Raw genomic sequence first — 22,368 nt, 5'->3', positions numbered from 1 at the left:
GCTGCCCGTGCCGGAGCTGTCGGCACCGGAAGGGGCCGAGCCGGAGGGGGCTACGCCGTTCGGGCCAACCCCGCCGCTTCCAGGGGTGTTGCTACCAGGGCCGTCCTTGCCGGGCCCCTCGTGGCCAGGGCGGCCTGCCTCACGAATCAGGAGGTGTTCGTAGCGCAGTCCGGTCAGCTCGTCCTGACGTACCTCACGGCGCAGGACCTCCAGGACCAGGTCATCCGCGTAACGCGCTTGCCCCGTGCTTGGGGCGTCAGAGAAGGCGGAGATGTCCCTGGCCGAAGAGTCGATCACTTCGACGAGCACGGGGTGGCGAGTGTCGGGCTGCTCACCTAGTAGGGCGGCCATCGTGTCCAGCACCGCGCGCGGGTCGAGCGACGTGGGATGGAAACGGGGGACGCTGATCGCGTCCGGGGCGGTCGCTTCGGTGTCCAGTGGGCCGGGTGCCCAGGTGCTCCACCAGACACGGGCAGCCACCGGCCGAAGTCTGCGCAGCGCCGTGGCCGCCACCGCCAAGTCTGTGGGCAGCCGGTCGAGGAGAGTGTCCACGAGTTCCCCGGCCCTCTCCAGGAGTTCCAGGAGGAGGGTGATGCCGGCTTCCGTCTCTGCGGAAGCGCCGCCCTCGGCGGATAGAGCCGCCGCGAGCCGCTGAGTTAGGTCCTGGAATCTTGGATCTCGCGTCAGGAGCGAGGGGAACGGCCTGCCGCCCGGGGCGGTAGCGCTCAGGACGGCGGCGCGGACCTCGTCGGCCAGCAGCTTCTTACCCCGCGCGCCGTTCGTGAATCTCGCGTCGAGCAGCTGGGCGTCCGTACCGGCAAGCAGACGTAGGGCGGACGCCTCGCGGGCCGGTAGCCCGTGGCTGTGGGTGACGTCCATTGCCCACCGGTCAGCGATCTCCAGGTGAGGCGGTGTCAGCCGGTCGAGCAGGTCCCCCGCGTTCAGCTTGCGGGGGGTGTAGACCCGGTCCGCCCACTCGTACAGGTGCGCCGCGTCGGCGGTGAGAGCTGCCGACGCCCCGGTTACGTGGTCGCCGTCGAACACGTTGCCGGCGGCGTCCATCACCGCGAACAGCGATTCGCTATTACCCGGCAGCAGCCATGCGATGACCGTGCGCACGAAAGCCGCCCTACCGCTGACGGGGGCGTGCTGAAGGCGCTGCTCGTAGGCAGCAAAGAGGGAGCGGGAGAGCCGGTTCGCTTCGAATATCAGCGTGAAGCCGCGCTCGTCCTGGAGTTCTTTGGCGACGTCGGGCTTCAGTGGTTTGGGATCGCTGCGCAGGACCGGGGTCTTCCCAAGAAGTCCGTGGGACAACGCGGTCATCAGCTCGTGCAGCGTCGCACCCGAGTTCTCGTCCAGCAGGCGGTCGAAAGCGGCCGGATAGTCGAACGTGTCCGATTGGTCGGGGGCGAAGAACTTCCTACTGGTCTCGTGTCGGCTCAACGTGTTCCGGTGGGCGTCAAAGGTCCAGCGGATTACCTTCCTGGCGTCTTCAAGCGTGCGCGGGTCGGCGGCGAGCACTCGGCCGAACGCGTCCTCGTACCGCTGAGCAAGGTCCGGCCAGGCCGTGGTGGTGTACACCCCGGCCCACGCCGACTGGTCTGCTGGGCCTGTGGGCGTCTGATGGGCGGTCGCGACCTGCTCTCCAGGGCGGCGGGCCTGCCATGTCGGTTTGGGCTCATACGGGCTGTGGCGCAGCCCCACACGGAGGCGCCCATGCACGCTGGGCATTTCCAGTCCGCCGGGTGATCCAAAGGTTACGTGGCCAGTGCGGTCGGCTATCGCCTGGATGCCCTGTCCGCTGCCCACATCGCACGACTGAAGCACCAGCTCCGTCCCAGGCGGCACCTGCTGATCGCGTAGCACGTTGCCGAGGTAGGAGCCCACCTGGTCGGCGGTGGCGTTTCGCCGACCCGTGGGCGAGACGGTGACGAGGTGCGTGCGGTAGCCGTGGGCGGCGAAGTAGCGGACGTCCTTGCCCCACGGAACCGTCTCGGCCGGGTCGCTGCTGTAGTCAGATCCACCGCCGGGCCGGGGCGAAAAGGTGGTGTAGGTCCGAGTGCTGGGGAGACTCGGGAGCAGAGGACCGAAGTAATGCCATTCCCGTTCGGTGAAGCTGGCCTCACCGATGCGCCGGCCGTCGCTGACGATGGGCCGGGTGATGATTTCCCGCTGCCACAGCTGCCGGCGGAGCGGGGCGGCGACCTCACGGACCTTTACGTAGGTATACGGCTGCCCGCTCGCATCCAGACGCTCCTCCCGCGCCAGGATCTCGAAGGTCACCGGCTCGGCATAGCGGACGGTGCCCTCGCCTGGAATGCGGGAGAATGGGGAGATGTCGCGGCCTGTGGCACGCTCCGCCTCCCACACCACCAGGTGGCCGTCCGCGCCCTGCCCCAGCGACTGGGCGCGCGCGGTCTGGAAACGGGTCGTCGCCCAGTGAAAGCGCGGTAGCGGCAGGTGTGCGCCCTTGGCCGGGATATCCGACTCTTGGCTGGTCCAGTAGACGGTAGCCGCGACAGGCGGCAGCATGCCGAGCGCCTCGGCCGCCATCTCCCGATGCTCGTCCGACTCTTCCGAAAGAGTTTCCGCCAGCTGCTCGGCGCGTTCCGTCAGAGCCCGCCGGAGCTCTGACAGCGGCGTCCGCGTCGGGGCTGGCGTCGCCTGATCAAGAAGGTCCTGGACCTCCCGGGCCAATGCCCGGAACGGCTCGTCGCGCAGAAATAGCAGCGGCAGCGAGGCCCAGAAGTCTGTCTCAGATGGTCGATCAGCCGCTGAGAAGGCATCCTCGACCGCCTCGCGCGCCCGCTCCCGCAACAGCCTGGCGCTCTCCTCGGCGTCGCCGAACCGCTCGTCGAGCAGTCGCGCGTCGGAGCCGCTGACCAAGTACAACGCGGGGACGTGGGCCGCTTTGGTGTTTTCCAGAAGCTGGTAACCGTCGTGGCGGAGCATCCAGTCGTGCAGCGCCTCGCGTCTTTTGCGCCAGACAGGGTGGAACCGCGGCGACACCGGCCCGCGGGAATCGTTGGCACCGGGCTTGCGGATCGTCCGGTCAATGGCGTCCGTCCCCATGCCTTCCCCGGTGACCTCTGCGGACAACCACGCCGCCCTGTTCCAATACATCCGCTGGTGCGGGGGGGTAAGCAACTCCTCCTGAAGAGAACCCATTTCATCAACCGTGATCCGCTTCCGGACGTCTGCGTTGCGCAGCAGTACGCGTGGGTCTAGGTTCCCGTCCGCCCAGCCGTGCAGGCCCGGGGCGTCCATCCGGGAGAGGTCCGGTTCGGACGTATCTTGCATCCCCGACTGGTGCGACGCCTCGAGGATGTCGAACAGGGAGTGTTGCCCCAAAGGCAGCAGCCAGCCCATCAGCGCCTGACGAAACAGCCGCTGATCGCTGCCTGGCGCGCTCAACCACTGGTTCACTTGGAGCAGCCACGCAGCTCGCTCCGCCGTGGTCTGTCCAACTAGCAGGCCGCGTCCCTCTCGCATTTCCGCGAGCCAGTCGGCGGCTCGAGGCCGCTCAGGCGATGGGCGGGGCGGGAGTGTAGACCGGCTGGCAGACCATCCGCGGGTGAGCGGGTGCATTGAGGACCACCATCGGTGCATGGTTGACGGCAGCGCCGTGACGTACCTGATCATCCGCCGCCATCGCGACCGCGGCTGACTCTCGCGTGCGCTCAGCAGACTGCTCAGCGTGTAGTCACCTGACGGGTTGGCGTACGCAGCGTTGGCGAACGCTGTCATGAGCTCAGACAACTTCGTGTCTGAGTCCCTGCGTAGATTCCACATCGCCCTCCAGGTGTGGGACGCGCCCTGAAGCTCAGGGAAGAACGCCTGGCGGGCCTTGGTGTGCCCGTGGTGCGAGGCCAAATAACCATACAGGCGGGTGACGGCAGCACGGGCGTGCTCGATGACCAACGGGTCCTCGGCCAGGACCTGGCCGATCGCCTTCTCGTACTCCAGGCTGGACTGCTGCCATTGCGGCATACCGTAATACGCGACGAATCGCGGGACGAACTCTTGCTCCGCGAGGCTCGTGCGCTTTGGTCCGGCATCGGACGGGCTCGGGGGTGCTGGGGCAGTCCCCGGTGCTGTGCCGTTCTCAACTGATGGTGGCTGGTGCGCAGCCGGCTCCTCGCGCAGGCTCAGCGGCCTGCCGAGCATCCTATTGTCGGCAGGCCGACCCTCGAACATATCCGACCATCCCGATACATCTTCTCCTTCCAATACCCTGGAGCCGATTTCGGATTGCTGGGGCTGCTTGTTCTGCTCTGAGGGGACGGCCTGGGCGCTGGAGAACACGACGCGCAGGGCCTGAAGCACTTGGTCATTGCGCGGGTCCTGCGCCTGCGCAGCGAGTCCTTGGAAGTAGGTATTGAGTGCCGTCCCCTCGGTCCTCGACTCCCTGACCGCAGACGCGATCATCTCTGTTTGCTCCGGCTGCGGAGCGACCGAGTAGCTGCCCATCGCCTCCTTTACGACAGCCTCCTGCTCGGCGCGGTAGGAGGCGACCGCGTCCTGCAAAAGGGTCACCTGTTCGGTGGTGACGATGGCTTCCGCGGGGTCTCGCATTTGGCGCTTCATTTGCCGCATGTCATTGGGGTCGTAATCCACCATCCGCTGGATGGTTTCGTCGTCGTCGAGAATGTCAGTGATCTGTTCCTTCGGCAGGACGTCGGTCAGCCGTGACATCTCGTCCTGCGTCAGGAGTCGGCCGCCATTCTGGGCGGGGAGCGAGTTCATCACCGACTGAGCGGTCTCGGCCGCCTGGAGTTCCTCCCAACCCGGGGCGTCCTGCAACTGGGCGCCCCACTCGCTCTCGCGGACGATGGCGTCGGTGACGTCCTGAAGCCGGTCGGCTGCGTCGGGGTCAAGGCGGTCGTAGGGCGTGTGGTGGGTGAGCACGGAGAAGAAGGGCCGGCCTATGAGCTGTGCCAGGTTGCTGGTGTTGGCACCCTCCAGTACGGCCGGGAGGGTGCCGAGCTGGTACACCTGCCGGAAAACGTCCTGCGGCAGTCGTCCACCGTTCACGACCAGCACCTGATCCTGGCGGAGAACAGCGATCCGCTCGGCAAGATCTCCGTCTGCGAGGTCGGCGTGGGCCAGCCAGTCCGCGGTGTGGCTGGGAGCAAAGGACACGGTGGCGTTGCCGAGAGTCAGCACCACCGATGGCTTGCTCAGCTTTGCCGAGTGCACCCCGCTGGCCAGGACGCCCACGGCGGAGGCACGGCCGGGAACGGCAACATTGTGCAACCCGTAGACCGGCATCAGATCAACCCTGCCGCCGCGTATCGCGCCAGCCAGGACCCGCAGACCATCGCCTCGGACACCGCCGACCTGCGTGGTGATCAGGGTGTCCAGTTCGGATCCGGACAGGTCCGGCACGCGGAAGCGGTACAGGGCGTTGCTGGGTATCGGCGGGCTGTCCGTGCCGTCGTTCTCCAAGTCCTGCACTGTTACCGGGGTTTCCGGTCCGGAACGGGTGTACAGCAGGCGGTGGGACTCGCCCCAGGCATACGGCTTGAGTACGACTGCCCGGTCGGCCCCGAGGAGGTCGAGGAAGTCCTTGGCCGTGTCCGGGTCGGAGTCGAGGCGGTCGCTCGCGGCCACCAGGACCAGAGAGTTCGGCTTGTGCGCGGCGTCATCCGCGGTTCCACTCTGTGTCTCCCCCTCGCCGAACGTGCCAGTCCGCCAGTCGATCCGCGCTCTCATGGCAGCCGATACAAGTAGCTGCAGCCGATCGAGCACGCTTTCCGGAGCAATGAGGGTGAAACGTCCTGTGTAGCCCAGCTCGTTAAGTGAGTCCATCAGCATGGTGGCCGCTGCTTGGTGACCAAAATTCGCGGCGTCATCCACGACGACCGTCACCCCAGGCAGTGAGGAGAGCTGAACGCGCACCATCCGCCGCACCTCGGTCTCCGGTGGCGACGCAGCCCCGACAAGGTGCCTCGCGCTCTCGTCGAGCAGCGCGTTGTGATCCTTGGGCGAGTCGGCCGGTGCGCCGAACGGCAGCCGCGGCAATTCGTGCTCGACGTTCTGCGTGTCCTTGGTGGTGTGCGGGACAGCGTGCATCGTGCGATCGGCGGTCTGACTGTTCACGCCGCCGACAGGGGACTCCTCGGGGTCAGGCGTCTCACCGAGGAGCACGCTAGCGACCGCGTCAGCGATGGTAGGCGGCTTCGATGTGGCGGACGGGTTCGGGGCGTCAGAGTGAGGGTCATACGGGGCCGGCACAGTGCCTGTGACGACCGACTGACTCTCGCTTGCCTGCACCAACCGCGTCTTCGGTGCCCGCCGGTCAGGGGCCGATCCTGGGTTGGGCTCCTGGTCCAACGACTTCGTGTGGTTCTCGGACCAGACTTCCAGGGCGTGCTCGTCGGGGAACTTGCCGTCGCGCGCGACGCGCTCCCGCAGTTCGTCCTCGTTCAGCGGGTGGATGTTCCGGTACCGGTACAGGTCATCGACATAGTCGAGGGCCGGATCATGGTCAGGCAGTTCATCCAGGGCGAGCTGCGCACCCATCATCATCTCGTGGAGGGTGTGGTCCCCACCTCGGGCCACCTCGGTCTCGTGCCGGAAGGGCGCGGGCAGCATGCTGCTCAGCGCCCCAAGCCTTACCAGCCCGAGATCCAGATTCAACCCCCATTGCTCATTCATCAGAGCAGCGATGCGCATCCACCGGTAGGTGGTGCCCGATATCCCCGTCGCGATCAAACCACCCGTGTCCTCGGATGCCAGGTGCAGTGGAGCCCAGAGCGGCATGTTGATGTGGCTGGTCCCATAGACCCACGGCAAGATCTGCTCGTCGCCAATGTGCTCCCGCTCCGCATCACTCAGCGGAGGCAGCACGTCGTCCACCGGAATCCCAGTGCCCAACCCTTCGGCAGCCTGCAAATAAGCCGCTTCCAACGCCGGCGGGATCTGATCCGACCGACCACTTTCCACGGCACGCATTGCCGCCAGGTACCGCCCTTCTACCTCCAGAAAGCGGACCCTAACTTCAGGCTTTCCGTTCCTGGGGTCTCCCCGAAGCTGATTCTGATCCGCGATCTCCCGCGGATCTACGAGCGGGTCCCCGAGAAGTCCGGGGATCAGTCCGGCAGCGACACCCTGGTAAATAAAGGAAGTTCGCTCGCGCAGACTCCCGGACTCGGCCACACGTCGGAGCTTGTCCCGGTCGGCGCCGACCGCACCGGGGCCTGTCTCGGCATTGCCGAACAGGGTCGCGTCCGCGCCAGAGCTCGCCGCGTGCTGCCACAAGGCACGCGTCATCTTGCCGAACTCCTCATTGACCTCCCCCATCCGGATCAGATGAGCGGCCAGATTGTCCTCGAAGAACTCCGCCTCCTCCAGATAGCGGCTTCGGGAGAGAATCCAGCCCGGAGCATCAACGGCCACGCCCAACGGCGACACCACAGCCGAGGAACCATGACGCAAGACGCTAGCGGAATCGTCAGCCATACCCGCGGACTCGTCCCCGTCCTGTGCCGGGGCAGAGTTCCACCCCACCGTGGGGAACCGAGCCACGGTCTCCTGTACGGCAGTGGAACCGATCACCCTTCCCGTCTTTGGCTCTTCGTTCAAGGCCTCCGTGTCACTCTCGGGCCACGCCGCTAGGGCGTGTTCATCGGGAAACTCACCCCCGCGTGCGACGTTCACCCGCAGTTCGGTCTCGCTCAGGGGGTGGATGTTCCGGTACCGGTACAGGTCATCGATATAGTCCAGCGCCTGGTTGTGACCAGGCAGCTCGTCCAGGGCGAGCTGCGCGCCCTTCATCACCTCGTGGAAGGTGTGATGTCCCCCTCGGGCCACCTCTCGCTCGTGAACAAAGGGGGAGGGGAGCATCCCACTGAGCACCCCAAGCCTGACCAGGCCGAGATCCAGATTTAGCCCCCATTGCTTATTCATCCGGATCGCGTGGTGCATAAACCGATAGCTGGAGCCCGAAATTCCGGTTTTGACCAAGCCGCCAGTGCTCTGGGATGCCAGGTGCAGTGGAGCCCAGAGCGGCATGCTGATGTCGCTGGTCGCGTAAACCCACGGCAGGGTTTCGCTATCGCCGATGTACTCCCGCTCCGCATCGCTCAGCGAAGGCAACACATCGCCCGTCGGGATCCCGGTTCCCATCCCCTCGGCAGCCCGCATGTACGCCGCTTCCAGCGCGGACAGATTCGGGATGAGATCCTGTCGACCACCTTGCACGGCCCGCCATGCCGCTCTGTACCGCGCTTCGGCCTTCAGAAAGCTCACCATAACGTCAGGCTTTCTGGTTCTCGGGTGCTGCCGGATCTCATACTGCTCCACAAGCTTCTGTGGCGTCCGTTCCGGGCCACCAAGAAGCTCTGGGATCAGCTGGGTGCTCAGGCCGTTGAACATGAAAGCCATCCGCTCGCGCAGGTTTCCCTCCTCGGCCACATGAGCAAGCCTGTACGGGTCTATGCCGACGGCGCCAGGCTGTTGCACGCTCTCAGTTCCAAACAGCGTCAGGTCCTCGCCCGCGTCCACTGCGTGCCGCCATGCGGCACGCGTCATCTTGCCGAACTCCTCATTGACCTCCCCCATCCGGATCAGGTGAGCGGCCAGCTTTTCCTCGAAGAACTCCGCCTCTTCCAGATAGCGGATCCTGGAGAGAATCCAGCCGGGAGCATCAACGGCCATGCCCAACGGCGACACCACAGCCGAGGAATCATGACTCAGTACGCCAGCGGAATCGTCCGCCATACCCGCAGACGCATCCCCGCCCCCGGCGGAGGCAGGGATCCACCCCTCCTTGGAAAACAAGGGCGCGGGCGACGCGTCCTGGCCCTCCACCGCTTCCGTCCCGCCGGTCTCGGCCATGCGGACGTGCTCGTACCACTGCCCTGTCTCGCGGTCGTACCGCACCTGACGGTCCAGCACCTGGAACTCCGTAGGACGCGGGAACCTCACTGTTCCCGCGTCTGGGTCCGGCTGGAAGAGGGAGACGTCCCGGGCGGAGGAGCCCACCGCCTCGAACAGCACCAGGTGGCCGGCGTCGCGGCCCCGCATGAGCTCGGACCACATGGCCCCCCGTGCGGCATCGGGGTACAGGGTGGCACGATGGAATTCGGAGACAGTGGTCCCGTCGAACCCGTCCTCCGGTGACCTCCCGGCGGCCCGCGGCAGCACGCCCGGCACCCACATGTGCCAGAACACCGGGGACTTCACGGGCGGCAGCGCTCGCAGTGCGGCGGCCGCCATGCCGCGGCTGGCAGCGATGTGCCCTGGCAGCTGGTCGGCGAGTTCTGTTCCCCGCTTGATCAGTTGTCGACGGATGTCGCGCAGGAGGGGGTCGTTCACCTGACTACTGGCCTGCACCGCTCTGGCGTGTCCCACCAGGGCATGGAAGTGCGGGTCGGCCAGCAGAGCCAGCGGGAACGCGCTGTTGAGTTCTCCTGACCGGAACGCGTCCCGTACCAGAGACCTGACCTGATCGCTCAGTGGCGCTGCGGAGGCACCGGTAACCGTCGCGCCGGGGTCGAGTAGCGGGGCGTCGGGGCCGCCGAACAGGTAGAGGGCCGTGATCTGCTCCGCCGTGACCCGATCGAGCGGGGAGCCGCCGTGGCGGACCATCCAGCTGTGCAGGGCGCGCTGCCTGGCGGACCAGGACAGTGCACGCCCCGGTGCGTCCGAGTTATGGGGGGCGGGCGGAAGAGCGCGACCGGCACTGATCGAGTCCACTCCGGTGGCGAGCGCCTCGACGACGCTCGTCGGAATGGCTCCGTCGCCGGTCAACGCCGGAGTCAGCCAGCGTGTGCTCTCGGCGTACATGACCTGATGCACGGCGACCAGCCGGTCACGCAGCTCGGCCGGGGCCTGGTCATTCGGTCTGAAGCGCTGGTCGGCCCACTCGTACAGCTGGGCCGCGTCGCCCTGAAACAGGGCTCTCTCGACCTCAGAGCCAATCCCTGTCGCGTCCAGCACCTCCACTATTTCGAACAGAGTGGTGTGGTTGCCGGGCAGCAGCCAGGCGAGAACCGGTGAGACGACCTCACGTGCGTCTGCCTCCGTCACACCCGGCACCCGCTTGTAGCGGGACAGGACCGCAGCGGCGAGCGCGGCTCTGTCGTTGACGAGCAGGAAACCCCGGCCGTGCAGCACCTTGTACCGCTCGCTGCCCCTGTCCACCGGGCTCGATGTGATGGGCGGGCCGCCGCGCAGGATCCCTTCGCCGAAGGCGGTCATCAGCTCCCGCAGTCCGGCGCCGGAGCGGTCGTCGAGGAGCCGGTCCATGGCCGCATCGGCGTCGACTACGCCCGGGTCGTCCTTCCGGAAGAACCGCTGGTTGACAGTGGCCGGGTGAGCATTGACAAGGAAGTCGCGTAGTTTGCCGACGGCACGCCTGGCTGAGTCCACCACCTTGCGGTCGACGGCGAGCGCCTGCCCGAAGGCGTCCTCGTAACTTTGGGTCAGCTCCTCCCACCGCGGTTCGCCGTAGAAGCCCTCGAATCGGCTGGTGTACGCGAAGAAGTCCCGGAGGGCCTCTCGGGACGCCGCCCTGCCGGCAGCGTCGCCGGGCTCGACGGTTACCCAGGCGACATCATCGCCGCCCCCTTCGTCGAAAACCGCCGGGTCGGGCTGAGACAGACCGGGCAGCGACCAGTCGCCGCTCATGACCGTGGGGGCGTACCTCACCATCGTGGCGTGCTCGGCAACCCGCTGGGCCAGTGGCGCGGTGCCGGCGAAGCTCTTGCCCGTGTAGCAGGAGTGCAGCACGATTCGGGTGTTGTGTGGCAGGTGCAAGTCGTCGAGTAGCTGCGGCAGGTGGCGGCCGAGGTGCTCGCCGCTGATGGCCTTGACTCCATAGCGGGACGGCACGCGGACGAGCTTGCCGTCACTGTGGGCGCCGAAGTAGAAGACGCTGCTGCCACTCCACGGCAGAGAGTGCGGACCTCGTACGTAGCGTTCCGTTGCTTTTTCGACGACGAAGAAGCGCTGCTTGTCGGAGAGGGCGGAGTACATCACTGTCCGACTCGCCATGTCGCGGGCGCTGTACGCTCCGGCACCGATCTGCTCACCGGTGGTCTGGTGGACAATCCGGCGGGTGATGATCTCGCGGTCCCACGCCTCCGGGGAGAGCTGTCGGACCTCCTCTGCCGTGATGTGGGTGTACACCTGCCCGGTGGCGTCCAGGAGGATCGCGCGGCGTGTGACGCGCAGGCGGACAGCGACGTCCGGATAGCGGGCGGGGAGCTGATCGGGACGCCTCGCGAACACGGAGACGTCGCGCGCAGTGGAGTTGACGATCTCCCACAGGACGGGGTGCCCGGAGGTGTCGCGCGGCAGCGATTCCAGGGCCCGGTCCCGGTCCAGCGTCATCAGGTGGTAGGGCTGCAGGTCGATTACCTGGCCCGGCTCCGGCTCCTGTGCGTCCTGGTCGCGGGTGGTGAACCAAACGCTTCGCAGGTCCGGCGGCAGTACGTCGAGGGCCTCGGCGGCGACTGCGCGGTGCTCGCGCAGCTCGTCCGCGAAGCTGTCGACGAGTTCGGCCGCATGGTCCCCCAGCTGTTGCCGTATCTCGGCCAGCCGGGCAGCCCGGTCCGGCGCTTCGGCGGAAATATCCCGGGCCAGGTCCGCGAGACGGCGGAAGGTCGCGTCTCTGAGTAGCAGCAGCGGTAGCCCGAACCGCAGATCGCCGGATCTGAAAGTTTCACGTACAAGGGAGCGGGCCGCTTCAGGCAAGCGGCGCGGATCTGTCGCTGCGACGCCGAGCAGCACGGCATCCGTTCCGCTCATCAGGTAGAGCGAGGTGAGCCGGTCGGTGCCGACCTGCCGCAGCAGTCGGGGGTCACGATGGCGCAGGAGCCAGCCCTGGAGCGCCCGGCGCCGCTCGACGATAGTGGTGTCCTCGGGTGCGGGCCGGCCGGTCTCGGACTGTGAGGGCGCGAGCAGCCTTTCTTTCGCCCTCATCATCCGCACGATGGACGTCGGCACAGAGGCATCCTGAGCGAGGCCCGGGGTGAGCCACCGCGTGCGTGCTGCGTAGGCCCGGCGGTGGGGCAGGCGCAGGTCCTCACGCGCCCCGTCGCCCGCCAGCCGGAACCTCGGCCCGAGGGCGCCGTCAGCCCAGCCGTACAACAGGCGCGCCTCGACGGCCCGCAGCTCCGGTTCGGTCTCGTCCCGCAGGCCAGCCCGGTGCGATGCCTCAAGGATCTCGAACAGCGAGTGGGTGTTGGCCGGCAGCAGCCAGCCGAGGACGGATTCCCGGAAGACCAACGGTTTTGCATTGTGGGGGGCCAGGGCCCGGTGGGCGCGCAATAGCCGCTCGGCAAGCACGGCTGGCTGAGTGGTCAGTCGGTATCCGCGCCGGTCGTGCATGTCGCGGAACCAGTGGCTGCTGCGGTCGTATTGCGCCGCCTCCCACGATCCGGTGACTGCCTTGCGCAGGGCGGAGAAGGGGGTGCCTGGGGTATGGCCGTCGGTAGGCTCCGGCCACGTGGCGAGGGTCCGTACGGCGTCGCCGAAAGCGCGCATGAGGTGACTCAGCGTCACATCCGCGTCTCTCTCGTCGAGCAGGCGTGCCAGGTACCGCTGGGGGTCATCGGTGGCGATGCTGGCGGAGAAGGCGGTGACGGCGGCAGTGTCGAGCTCGGGCAGCAACGTCCGATAGAGCGCGGTGACGGCCTTGCGCGCCTCGCTGATCACGTCGGGGTCCTCGGCCAGGACCTGGCCGATCGCCTTCTCGTAGTCGGCGCTCAGCCCTTCCCAGGATGGGTCCTGGTAAATGTGGGCCAGCCACGGGCGGTCGGCGTCCTCCCCCCGCGGCGGGGGGTTCCAGCCATCCCCCGGGCCAGAGGTGCGGGCGGCGGCGGCGTCTGCCGTGGCCGCGGACGCCATAGTGTCCTCGGCCGGCGCGGAGTTCCAGCCACCCGTCGGGAACTTAACGGGTTGGACAGTGTCCTGACTGCCCATCGGTTCGGCTTCGGTGACGAGGATGCGCTCGTACTGCTGCCGGTTCTCAGGATCGTAGGCGACCGCACGGTGCAGGATCTTAAACTCCATGGCCTTCGGGTACATCACTGTGCCCGCGGCCGGGTCCTGCTGGAAGGGGGAGATGTCCCGGGCGGAGGAGTCCACCACCTCGACCAGCACCGGGTGTCTGTCGTCGCGGTCCCGCATCAGCTCGGACCACATGGCCCTCCGTGCGACATCGGCGTGCAGGGTCGCACGGTGGAGTTCAGGCACGGTGATCCCGTCGAACCTGTCACTCGGCTCGGTTGCATCCGCTTGCGACAGTTTGCCCGGCGCCCACGTGTACCAGCTCACCGCGGTCCGCACAGGCGGCAGGACCTGCAGCACGGAGGCGGCCGCGCTGTGGTGGGCGGCGAGCTGCCCATGCATCCTGTCGGCGAGTTCGACACCCCGGCTCGTCAGCCGCTGTCGTATGTCGCTCAGTACGGACTCGTTCTCAGGCCCGTCCGCCTGTACGGCTCTGGCGCGTTGCACCAAACCGTGGAAGGTCGGATCGGCCAGCAGGGCCAAGGGGAAGGCGCTGTCCAACTCGCCCGAGTGAAACGCGTCCCTGACCAACAACCTGACCTCACGGCGCAGTCCTGCGGAGTTGCGGTCGGTCGTTGCGTAAGTGTCAATTAGCAGGGCATCGGGGCCGCCGAACAGGTAGAGAGCAGTGATTTGCTCCGCCGTGATCCGATCGAGGGGGGAGCCGCCATGACGGGTGATCCAGCTGTGCAGGGCGCGCTGTCTGGCGGTCCAGAACAGTTCATGCTCGATGCCGGCCGTATGTTGGGGAGCTGGCGGCAGACCACGTCCGGCGGCGATCCACTCCACTCCGGTGACGAGTGCCTCGAGGACGCTCGCCGGGTCCGTGCCGTCGCCGGTCAGCTGCGGCGTCACCCAGTGCGTGCTCTCGGCGTACATGGCCCGGTGCGGGGCGACTAGCCGGTCGCGCAGTTCGGCGGGGGCGTAGTCGCGCGGCCTGAAGCGTCGGTCAGCCCACTCGTACAGCTGGGCAGCGTCGCCCCATAGGAGGGCCTCTTCGACGACGGAGCCGGTACCGGTCTCGACCAGCACCTCGACCATCTCGAACAGGGTGGTGTGGTTGCGGAGCAGGAGCCAGGCGAGAACTGGCGGAACGATCTCACGTGCGTCTGCTTCCGTCACGCCCGGCATCCGCTTGTAGAAGGCCAGGAGCGTGGCGGCGCCCGCCGCCTTGTCATTGACGACCAGCAAACCCCGGCCGTGCAGGTCTTGGTACCGCTCGCTGCCCTTGTCCGCCGGCCCCGATGTGAGGGGCGGGCCGCCGTGGAAGACGGCTGCGCTGAAGGCGGTCATGAGGTGAGGGAGTCCGGCGTCGGAGCGGTCGTCGAGCAGTCGGGCCATGGCCGCTTCGGCACTGTCGGCGTCCATGCCGGCCCCGACGAAGCGCTGGTCGACGGTGTCAGGGGACTCGATGGAGAGGAATTCGCGCAGTTTTCTGATGCCTCGGCGGGCTGCGGCCGTCACTTCGGGGTTCGCGGCGAGCGCCTGCCCGAGGGCGTCCTCGTAGCGCCTGGTGAGCTGCTCCCATTGCTGAGTGCCGTAGAACCCGGGAAATTCGCCGGATTTCGCGAAAAAGTGCCGAACGGCCTCGTGGGACGCCGTGGCGTCGTCGATGCCGCGGGGCTCGACCTGCACCCACTCGGCGGCTGAACCTGCAGCGGCGCCGACAAGGACCATTTGGTTTTGACCGAAGGCGAATCCCGATCCGGCCATGACCGTGGGGGCGTACATCGCCATCGTGCCCCAATCCGAAGCTCGCTGGACCAGCGGCGCGGTGTCGGAGAAGCTCCTGCCTGAGTGGCAGGCCACCAGCACGATTCGCGTGCCTTGCGGCAAGTGCGGTTCGACGTACAACCGCCGCAGGTAGAGGCCGAGCTGCTCGCCACTGATCTTCTTGATGCCGTAGCGGGACGCCACGCGGACAGTTCTTCCGTCGCTGTGAGCACCGAAGAATTGCGGGCTCTGGCCTTGCCACGGCACTGAGTAGGGACCACTGGCGGGGTGCGTCGTGCTCTTGACAACGTAGAAGCGCTCGTTGTCGTGGAGGACGGAATACATCGCCATCGAATGCACGCCGAGGCGGGCGTCGGAGGCGAGATAGCCGAGATGTTGTCCGGTGGACTGGTGGACGATCCGGCGGGTAATGATCTCGCGGTCCCACACTTCCGCAGACAGCTGTACAACCTCTTCGGCCGTGACGTGGGTAAAGGGCTGTCCCGTGGCCGTGTCTAGTAGCCTCCTACGGCTTGTGACCCGCAGTTGGACGTCACTCGGATAGCGCGCAGGGCGCTGCTCGGGACGCCTAGCGAACCCAGAGACGTCACGTGCGGTGGAGTTGGTGATCTCCCAAAGCACGGGGGCCCCGGAGCCTTCGCGCGCCAGCGACTCCAGTGCCCTGTCCCGGTCCAGCGTCATCGGGTGGTAGGGCGGCACGTGAATGACCTGGCCCGGCTCCGCCGTCACCGCCGTATCCTGCGGTGCGTCCTGTCCGAGCATGGCGAACCAGACGCTTCGGAGAGCCGGCGGCAGTACGTCGAGAGCCTCGCTAGCAGCACCACGGTGCTCGCGTAGTTCATCCGCGAGGCCGAGGGCGACCACGGCGGCTCGGTCCATGAGCCGTTGACGTACCTCGACGAGCCGGTCCGCCCTGTCCGGGGCCTCCTCAGCAGAAATGTCCCTGGCCCGGTCCGCCACTCGGGCGAAGGTGACGTCCTTGAGCAGGAGCAAGGGCAACCCGAATCGCAGATCGCCGGAGTCGAACGCATCCCGCACCAGGGAGCGGGCCACCGCCGGCAGGTTGCGCGAATCGGTAGACGTGGTTCCGAGCAGCACCGCGTCGGCTCCGCTCACCAGATAGAGCGCGGGCAACTGGGCTGTGTCTACCTGCTGCAGCAGACTGATCCAGCGGTGGCGCAGCAGCCAGTCCTGAAGGGCCCGCGTGCGTTCGGCGAGAGTGGTCTCTTCGGGTATGGGACGGGCGTTCACGGTCTGCTCGGTCGGGGGCAGCTCGCCTTGCGTTTGGGTCATCCGCGCGATGGACACCGGCACCGAGGCATCCTGGGTGAGGTCCGGGGTGAGCCACCGCATGTGGTCCGCGTAGGCCCGGCGGTGTGGGAGCCGGAGGTTTCCACTCAGGGCTGCGTCCGGTTGGAAGGCAGGGCGAAGACCGTGGGCCTTCCCCCCAGGATCGAGCGCGCCATCGGCCCACCCGTAAAGCCGGTATGCCTCGACGGCTCGCAGGTCCGGTTCGGTCTCATCCCGCATTCCGACCCGATGGGACGCCTCGATGACCTCGACCATCGAGTATTTGTCGGCTAGCAGCAGCCAGCCAAGCAGAGCCTCCCGAAATACCAGCGGCCGTGGGTTCCTGAGCGTTTTGTAGCCAAAAGCCAATGCATGGTACGCGCCAAACAGTCGCTCGACCATCGCGGCGGGGCTGCTGGTCAGCCGGTACCCGCGCCGCTGCATGTCGCGGTACCAGTCGCCGGCCCGGTCGTACTCGGGTGCCCTCCAGGGGCCGGCGGTTGCTGTACGCATGGCCGAGAGCTCAGGCCATGTGGCGGCGCTTTTCACGGCTGTGCTGAAGGCGTACATGAGCTGGAGCAGCGGCACCTGGTCATCGCGCTCGTCGAGCAAGCTCGACACGAACCGCTGTGGGTCGGCGATTGGGGTGCCGGCGGTGAACGCGGTGACGGCCGCGGCGGGCCCCCGCGCGCGCAGCAGCACTTGGTAGAGCGCGGTGACAGCACGGCGGGATTCGCTGATCACTTCGGGGTACTCGGACAGGACTTGACCGATCGCCCTCTCGTGATCGGCGCTCAGCTTCTCCCAGGACGGGTCTTGGTAAATGCGGGTCAACAGCGGGCGGTCGTCCTCGCGGTCCGCGCCCTGCGTCGGGGAGGAGTTCCAGCCGACCTCCGGGAACGTAACGGGGTCGGGCCGGTGAGTCTGGGTGGATGTGGCATCTAGGCGGACGGGTATTTGCCACTCGCCCAGCCAGTGGGCTTGCGAGTCGGGGAGGCCGAAGTCCAGTAGGCGCTGGGCTGCGTGCGGGAGTTCAACCTGGTGCTGCTGCCCGTCCATCTCCTGCCTCTTGAGCGTGATCGTGGAAACCCGCCCGGCCAGTTCCGGCCGCTGAGCGAGGAAGGTGAGCCCTGCTTCCCAGATGAGGTCCCGGTGCGGGTGCCCCTTCAGGGCCGCCTCCACCTGGGTGATGTGCAGGTCGCCGTCACGGTTGAACAGGTCGCGCACGAGCGTCTGTACCGCCATCTGGGCGGCGCGAAGCGTATCGGCCCGCGGAACGAGCGATTCTCGCTCCCGGGGCGCGGAAGGCAGAAACCAACTCGCCGCGCTTCGGCTAACTGCACCCTTAATGGAGGGCCATTCACCGTAAGGGAGTCGCATCTTTCTGAAGACGGCTGCCAGAATTTCTGGCCCCGTTCGATACATGACGGAGTTGCGGCGTACTGCAACTAGGGGGATCTGGAAGAGGTGCAGCGGCAGATCGATGAGCTCCGCCATCAGCGAGTTCTGCCGCTGGGCATATCTTTGCTGGATCTCACTCAGATAGATGCGAGCAATCGGGTGCCCCTTGGGCGCAGCCCACACATCATTGCCGACGCGGTTTTTCGAAACGTGCATAGCGAACCCGGGCAGGGTGTTTGCCGACTTGATTGCTTGCTCCGGATTGTGGAGCCTGACGTCGCCATCGAGATAGACGCCACCGAACCGGTGGATGATTTCCATTCGGAGGATATCGCTTGCTGCCGCGTAGCCGGGGCCTATTTGTTTGAACGTTTCGTTCAGATACAACTCGTGCTGAAGCATGGGAGATTCGGCGTGGAACACCTCGTCGACGTTCACGAGTGCGATGTTGTTCATCTGTGCCCACCAGAGCATGTCCCAGATCTCGGCGAGCTCGGCGGTGTGCGCGCTGAGCTCGGTTGTCTCGGCCTGCTCGATTTTGGCGCGTGGCACATCGGTCCACAGAACCGAGCGCGCCTCTGCCCCGTGGGCTTCGGAACGCTCCGCCAGTTCCTCGCGGAAGGCCTGTTCGGTACCGGTGTTCCGCAAAGATCCGCCCAGCCAGATCGAGTGAATCAATCGTGGCATCTGGGCACTTGCAGGAAGCTGCGGCAAATCCGGCATCGCGCGCCACCACTGCCTTGTGTCCTGCTTCCACTCTGTCTCTGTTTCGAGGTGTTCAGCCGGCGGCAGGGCGTCCGCCGCCATCTCGCCGTGCGAAGGGGCGGCCTCCGGCCTTGCCATGTCGAGGAGACCGATGAAGGAAAGAGACCGGCCCTGGGTCAGAGCGGTGTGGTCATGCCCAACCAGGAAGGGCGGGGGCGGCGTCGGCCGGCGCAGGCCGAACAGGTCCGGTCCCAACAGCTCCATGCCAGATGACGGCTGGCCTGTGACCCCGGACCCAATAGCGGAAGCCTTGAGATCCTCCAGCAGATCCGCCGCCTGGGTGTATGCGTGGTCCTGGGCAACCTGGCTTGGATAGAGCGGCTGGGATGCCGTGCCAGAGGGGCGGGCTACGTCGTCCGCCGCGGCCGCGGATGCTAGACGGGTGGCCAGATCGTTTTCGAAGAACTCCGCCTCCTCCAGATGGTGATGCCGGGAGGGAATCCAGCCTGGAAGATCAGCCGCCACACTCGACGGCGTTAGCAGGGCTGACGATCCACGGCTCAAAATGCCGGCGTCGCCGTCAACCCTGTCCGCTGATGCTTCCGCACCTCGGGCCGGGGCGGAGTTCCAGCCGCCGCTCGGGAACGTGACAGGGCGGGCGCCAGCCTGGTCGGAGGAGGCGGTCTCGCCGGCGGTCCCTGCAGTGGATTCGTGGGGTGCCAAGTTCCAGTCTTCCGCTCCCGGGTAGACCGGATGCGAGGCCGTGCCCGAGGGGCGGACCATCCTCCAGGACGTGGGCCGTCCCTCGTTGTCCTCCAGCAGGTGGACGACGAGGGGTTCTGTCCCATCGGTTGTGACTGCGACGCGGCCCGTCGTGTCGTACACCGGCAAGCCTGAAGCGCTGGCCATCCGGTGCAGTCGGATACCCGAAGCAAAGGGCACACCGCTACCCGACGTCAGCGCTTCGTTGCAGGCGAGCACCATGATGCTGGTGAAGCCAAACTCGGCGATTTTGCCGATGAGTTCGCTGACAAAAGTGCTGTCGTCAACCTTCGTTCCGCCGCTGCCCAATGCCAGCTCAAAACCTTGCGGAGCTCCATGCGAGGCGAAGAAGAAGGTCCGCGCCGGGTCGGTGGGGAGCGGCAGATCGATCGAGGACTGTTTGCCGCTCCTCGGGTTCCTGCTCCACTGGCGGTAGCGGGTCGCGGTGGGCAGCTGCTGGTAGGCGGCCTCGCGCCGGCGCCAGTCCCGGGTGTTGAACGATGCCTTGCCCACGACCTTGCCATCCCAGACGATGTCGTGGAGCTGAACGTCGGCGTGCCAGGAGGGTGTGGTGGACCGACGCGAGGCCATGCGCCGTGCGGGCATCGGGCCGGTGTCCGGGGCCTGCGGGACCGCTTCGACTTCCTCAACCGTGATGCGTTCGTATCGTAGCCGGGTCTCCGGCTCGTGCCCCACCGTCCGATTCAGGACTCGGAAGACGGCTTCTTCGGGGTAGCGGGCCTCCCGTCGTGCGGGATTGCGGGAGAAGGGTGAGACGTCGCGGGCCGACGACTTGACCACCTCGACCAGCACTGGATGGCTCCCGGCTGGGGCCTGGTGCATCTCCGCGCGCATGGCCGCGAGCGCGCCGCTTTCGGTGAACCTCACCATTTGGAACTCGGGTGCCGTGATCTCGTTGAGTTCGCCGGAAGACTGGTCGGCCAGCGTGCCGGAGGCCGTCATGTGCCACCACATGGGGGCCTCAACCGGCGGCAGGAGCCCGAGCGCCTCGGCGACCATGCCGCGGTGCTCCGGGATCTGCCGGTACAACAAGTTCACCAGGTCGTCGGCGCGGGCCAGCAGCACCGGCCGGAGAGCTGCCGTCCGCTGCACCAGGTCGGAGACCGTCCCGGGGGTGGTCTGCAGGGTGTGCACCAACGCGCGGTAGGACTCATCACCCAGCAGAAGCAGGGGGAAGGCGACCGCGCCGTCCACAGCGGCGTTGACGGCGGCGTGGACTTCCCGCCGGAGCTCAGCGGTGACCTGGGCCGGCGACCGGTTGACGGTGAACCGCTGGTCGAGCAGGCGTGCGTCCTGGCCACCAAACAGGTAAAGCGCTAGGACATGTGGGGGGGTCAGCCGGTCCAGCGGAGAGCCCTTATGACGCCGCTTCCACTGGGCCAAGGCGTTTTGCCGCGCGTCCCACGTGGCCAGCGGCAGGCGCCGATCGGCAGTCCGAGGAACGGTGAGCAGCTCACCGGTCCGGGCGATGTGGGCATCGCCGCTGTGGAGCGCGGTCCAGATGCCGTAGGGGACCGCGCCGTCACCGCTGACCTCGGAGGTGAGTCGGAGCCAGTGGTCGTGGTAGCGCACATGGTGTGGTAGCTGCAGTGCCATCCGCAAGGACTCTGGGGCGTCCTCGCGCGGCGAAAGGGCGGCGTCGGCCCACTCATACAGATGGGTGGCGCCGCCGGACATCATGGTGCGCTCGACGACGTCGCCCATCCCGGCCTCGTGTGAGGCCTGCAGGACTTCGAAGAGCGTGCTGAAGTTGTCAGGGAGTACCGACGCGATGACCGCCTGGCGGAATTCGGGCATGTCTGCGTCCACGACACCCGGGATGGAGCGGTATCGCTGCAACATCTCCTTGGCCAAGTATGCCTGGCCCGTGACGAGGAGGATGCCCTGCGAGCGACGCTCACGGACGGCCGGGATCGAGTCGTCTATGGGACGGGGTTGTTGAGCAGGGTTCGGCACGAGGGGGTAAACAAGCGCCGACATCAACTCTGTCAGGGTGGCACCAGAGTTCGGGTCCAGCAGCCGGTCGACCGCTGACTGGAAGCCGTAATCCGGGGGGTAGTTGGGCGAGAGGAACCGCCTAGCGCTGCCGGCGCGGCCGTGCTGGGAGACTTGGTGGTCGTAGACACGGGTCACAGCCTGCCGAGCCGCGGCGATCACCGAGGGTTTCTCGGCCAGCGCCAGGCCGAGCGCGTCTTCGTACGAGCGGGATAGCTCTTCCCACCGCTCAGTGCCATAGAGGGAGGTGAACTTGGCTGCCTGCCCGTAAAAGTCTTCTTGGGCAGAGCGGGCGGCTGCGTCGAGCGCCGTCCATTTGCGCGGTTCGAACGGAACCCAGGCGGGGGTGGGGCTGTCGGCGGGACTCCACAGACACAACTCCACATGCCCGTCCCGATGGTTCGTATATCCCGAAACGGCTGACGGGGCGAAGACGCCGTAGCCGCTACGGTCTGCAACCGCCTGGCCCACGCGCTCGGCTCGCACAACGGCCACCCCTGTTGAGCAGGAATTCAGCACAATCCGTGTCGTCTCGGGCATGCGAAGGCTCTCGAGTACCCGCGCGAGGTAGTAGCCGACCTGCTCCGGAGTGGCGACCTTCGGGCCGTAGCGCGACATTACGGAGATGCTGCGCCGCGACCCGTGCGCAGTCCACAAGAACGCGCTCTCCCCGTTCCAGGGCACGGGGTACGGGCCCGACATCAGTGCTTCTGTGTCTGCATCTCGCACCATATAGGTGCTTTTCTCGAAGATCCGAGAATATGCCCGGTAACGGCCGTCAGTCCACCAGTCCCGGCTCCCATGGCTGTCCAATCCGACCAGCCGGCCATCTCCGTTGATGACGGGCCGGGTGATAATTTCGCGGTTCCACGCATTGCGCGACAGTGCGGCCTTGCGCTCCCGCAGGCGGATATGCACGTACCGGCGACCGGTCGCACCGTCCAGCCGGATCTTCCGTTCCTTAACGCGGAAGGTGCTCTTCTCTGGGTAGAGCACCTGCCTGTCTCCGGGATCACGGGCGAACATGGAGATGTCTCGAGCAGTCGACTCCTGCACCTCCCACAGCACTGGATAGCCGGGCGCCATAGTCAAGGCGAGCGCGGCGTCCAGTGCCGAACGGAGGTTCAGCGTTGCCTGGTGAAGCGGTGCTCGGTCGATGGTTTGGCCCGGCTGGCCCACCGCTGTGTCGCCCTCCATCGTGCCTGCCTCGACACTTGCCCACCATATGCGGGCAAGCACCGGGGGAAGTTGCTCGACCGCCTCCATCGCCATGTCTCGGTGCTCGTGCAACTCCTGAGCGAACCCTTCGACCAGTTCGCTTGCTCGGTGAACAAGTCTGGCGCGCATGTCGCTGAGTTGGGTGTCCCGGTCGAACGCGAGGACGGGAACGGCTCTAGCTCGGTCCGCGAGCAGACGGAAGGTCGAGTCCCGCAGGAACAG

General features: G+C 66.8%; 1 protein-coding gene (running past both ends of the window). It reads right to left on the bottom strand.

Every position in this 22,368-nt window falls within one protein-coding gene, locus tag ACIOEW_RS39230, for a lonely Cys domain-containing protein, read on the bottom strand. The gene is 54,576 nt long; 9,291 of those nucleotides lie to the left of the window and 22,917 to its right, leaving coding positions 22,918–45,285 in view (codon 7,640, complete, through codon 15,095, complete); the first complete codon in reading order (the gene reads right to left) occupies positions 22,366–22,368. The start codon and the stop codon both lie outside this window.

Origin of the sequence: Streptomyces sp. NPDC087901, assembly GCF_044742205.1 — a bacterium.
In the GTDB taxonomy this organism is placed as follows: domain Bacteria; phylum Actinomycetota; class Actinomycetes; order Streptomycetales; family Streptomycetaceae; genus Streptomyces.
This window is presented reverse-complemented; position numbering and strand designations above follow the sequence as displayed.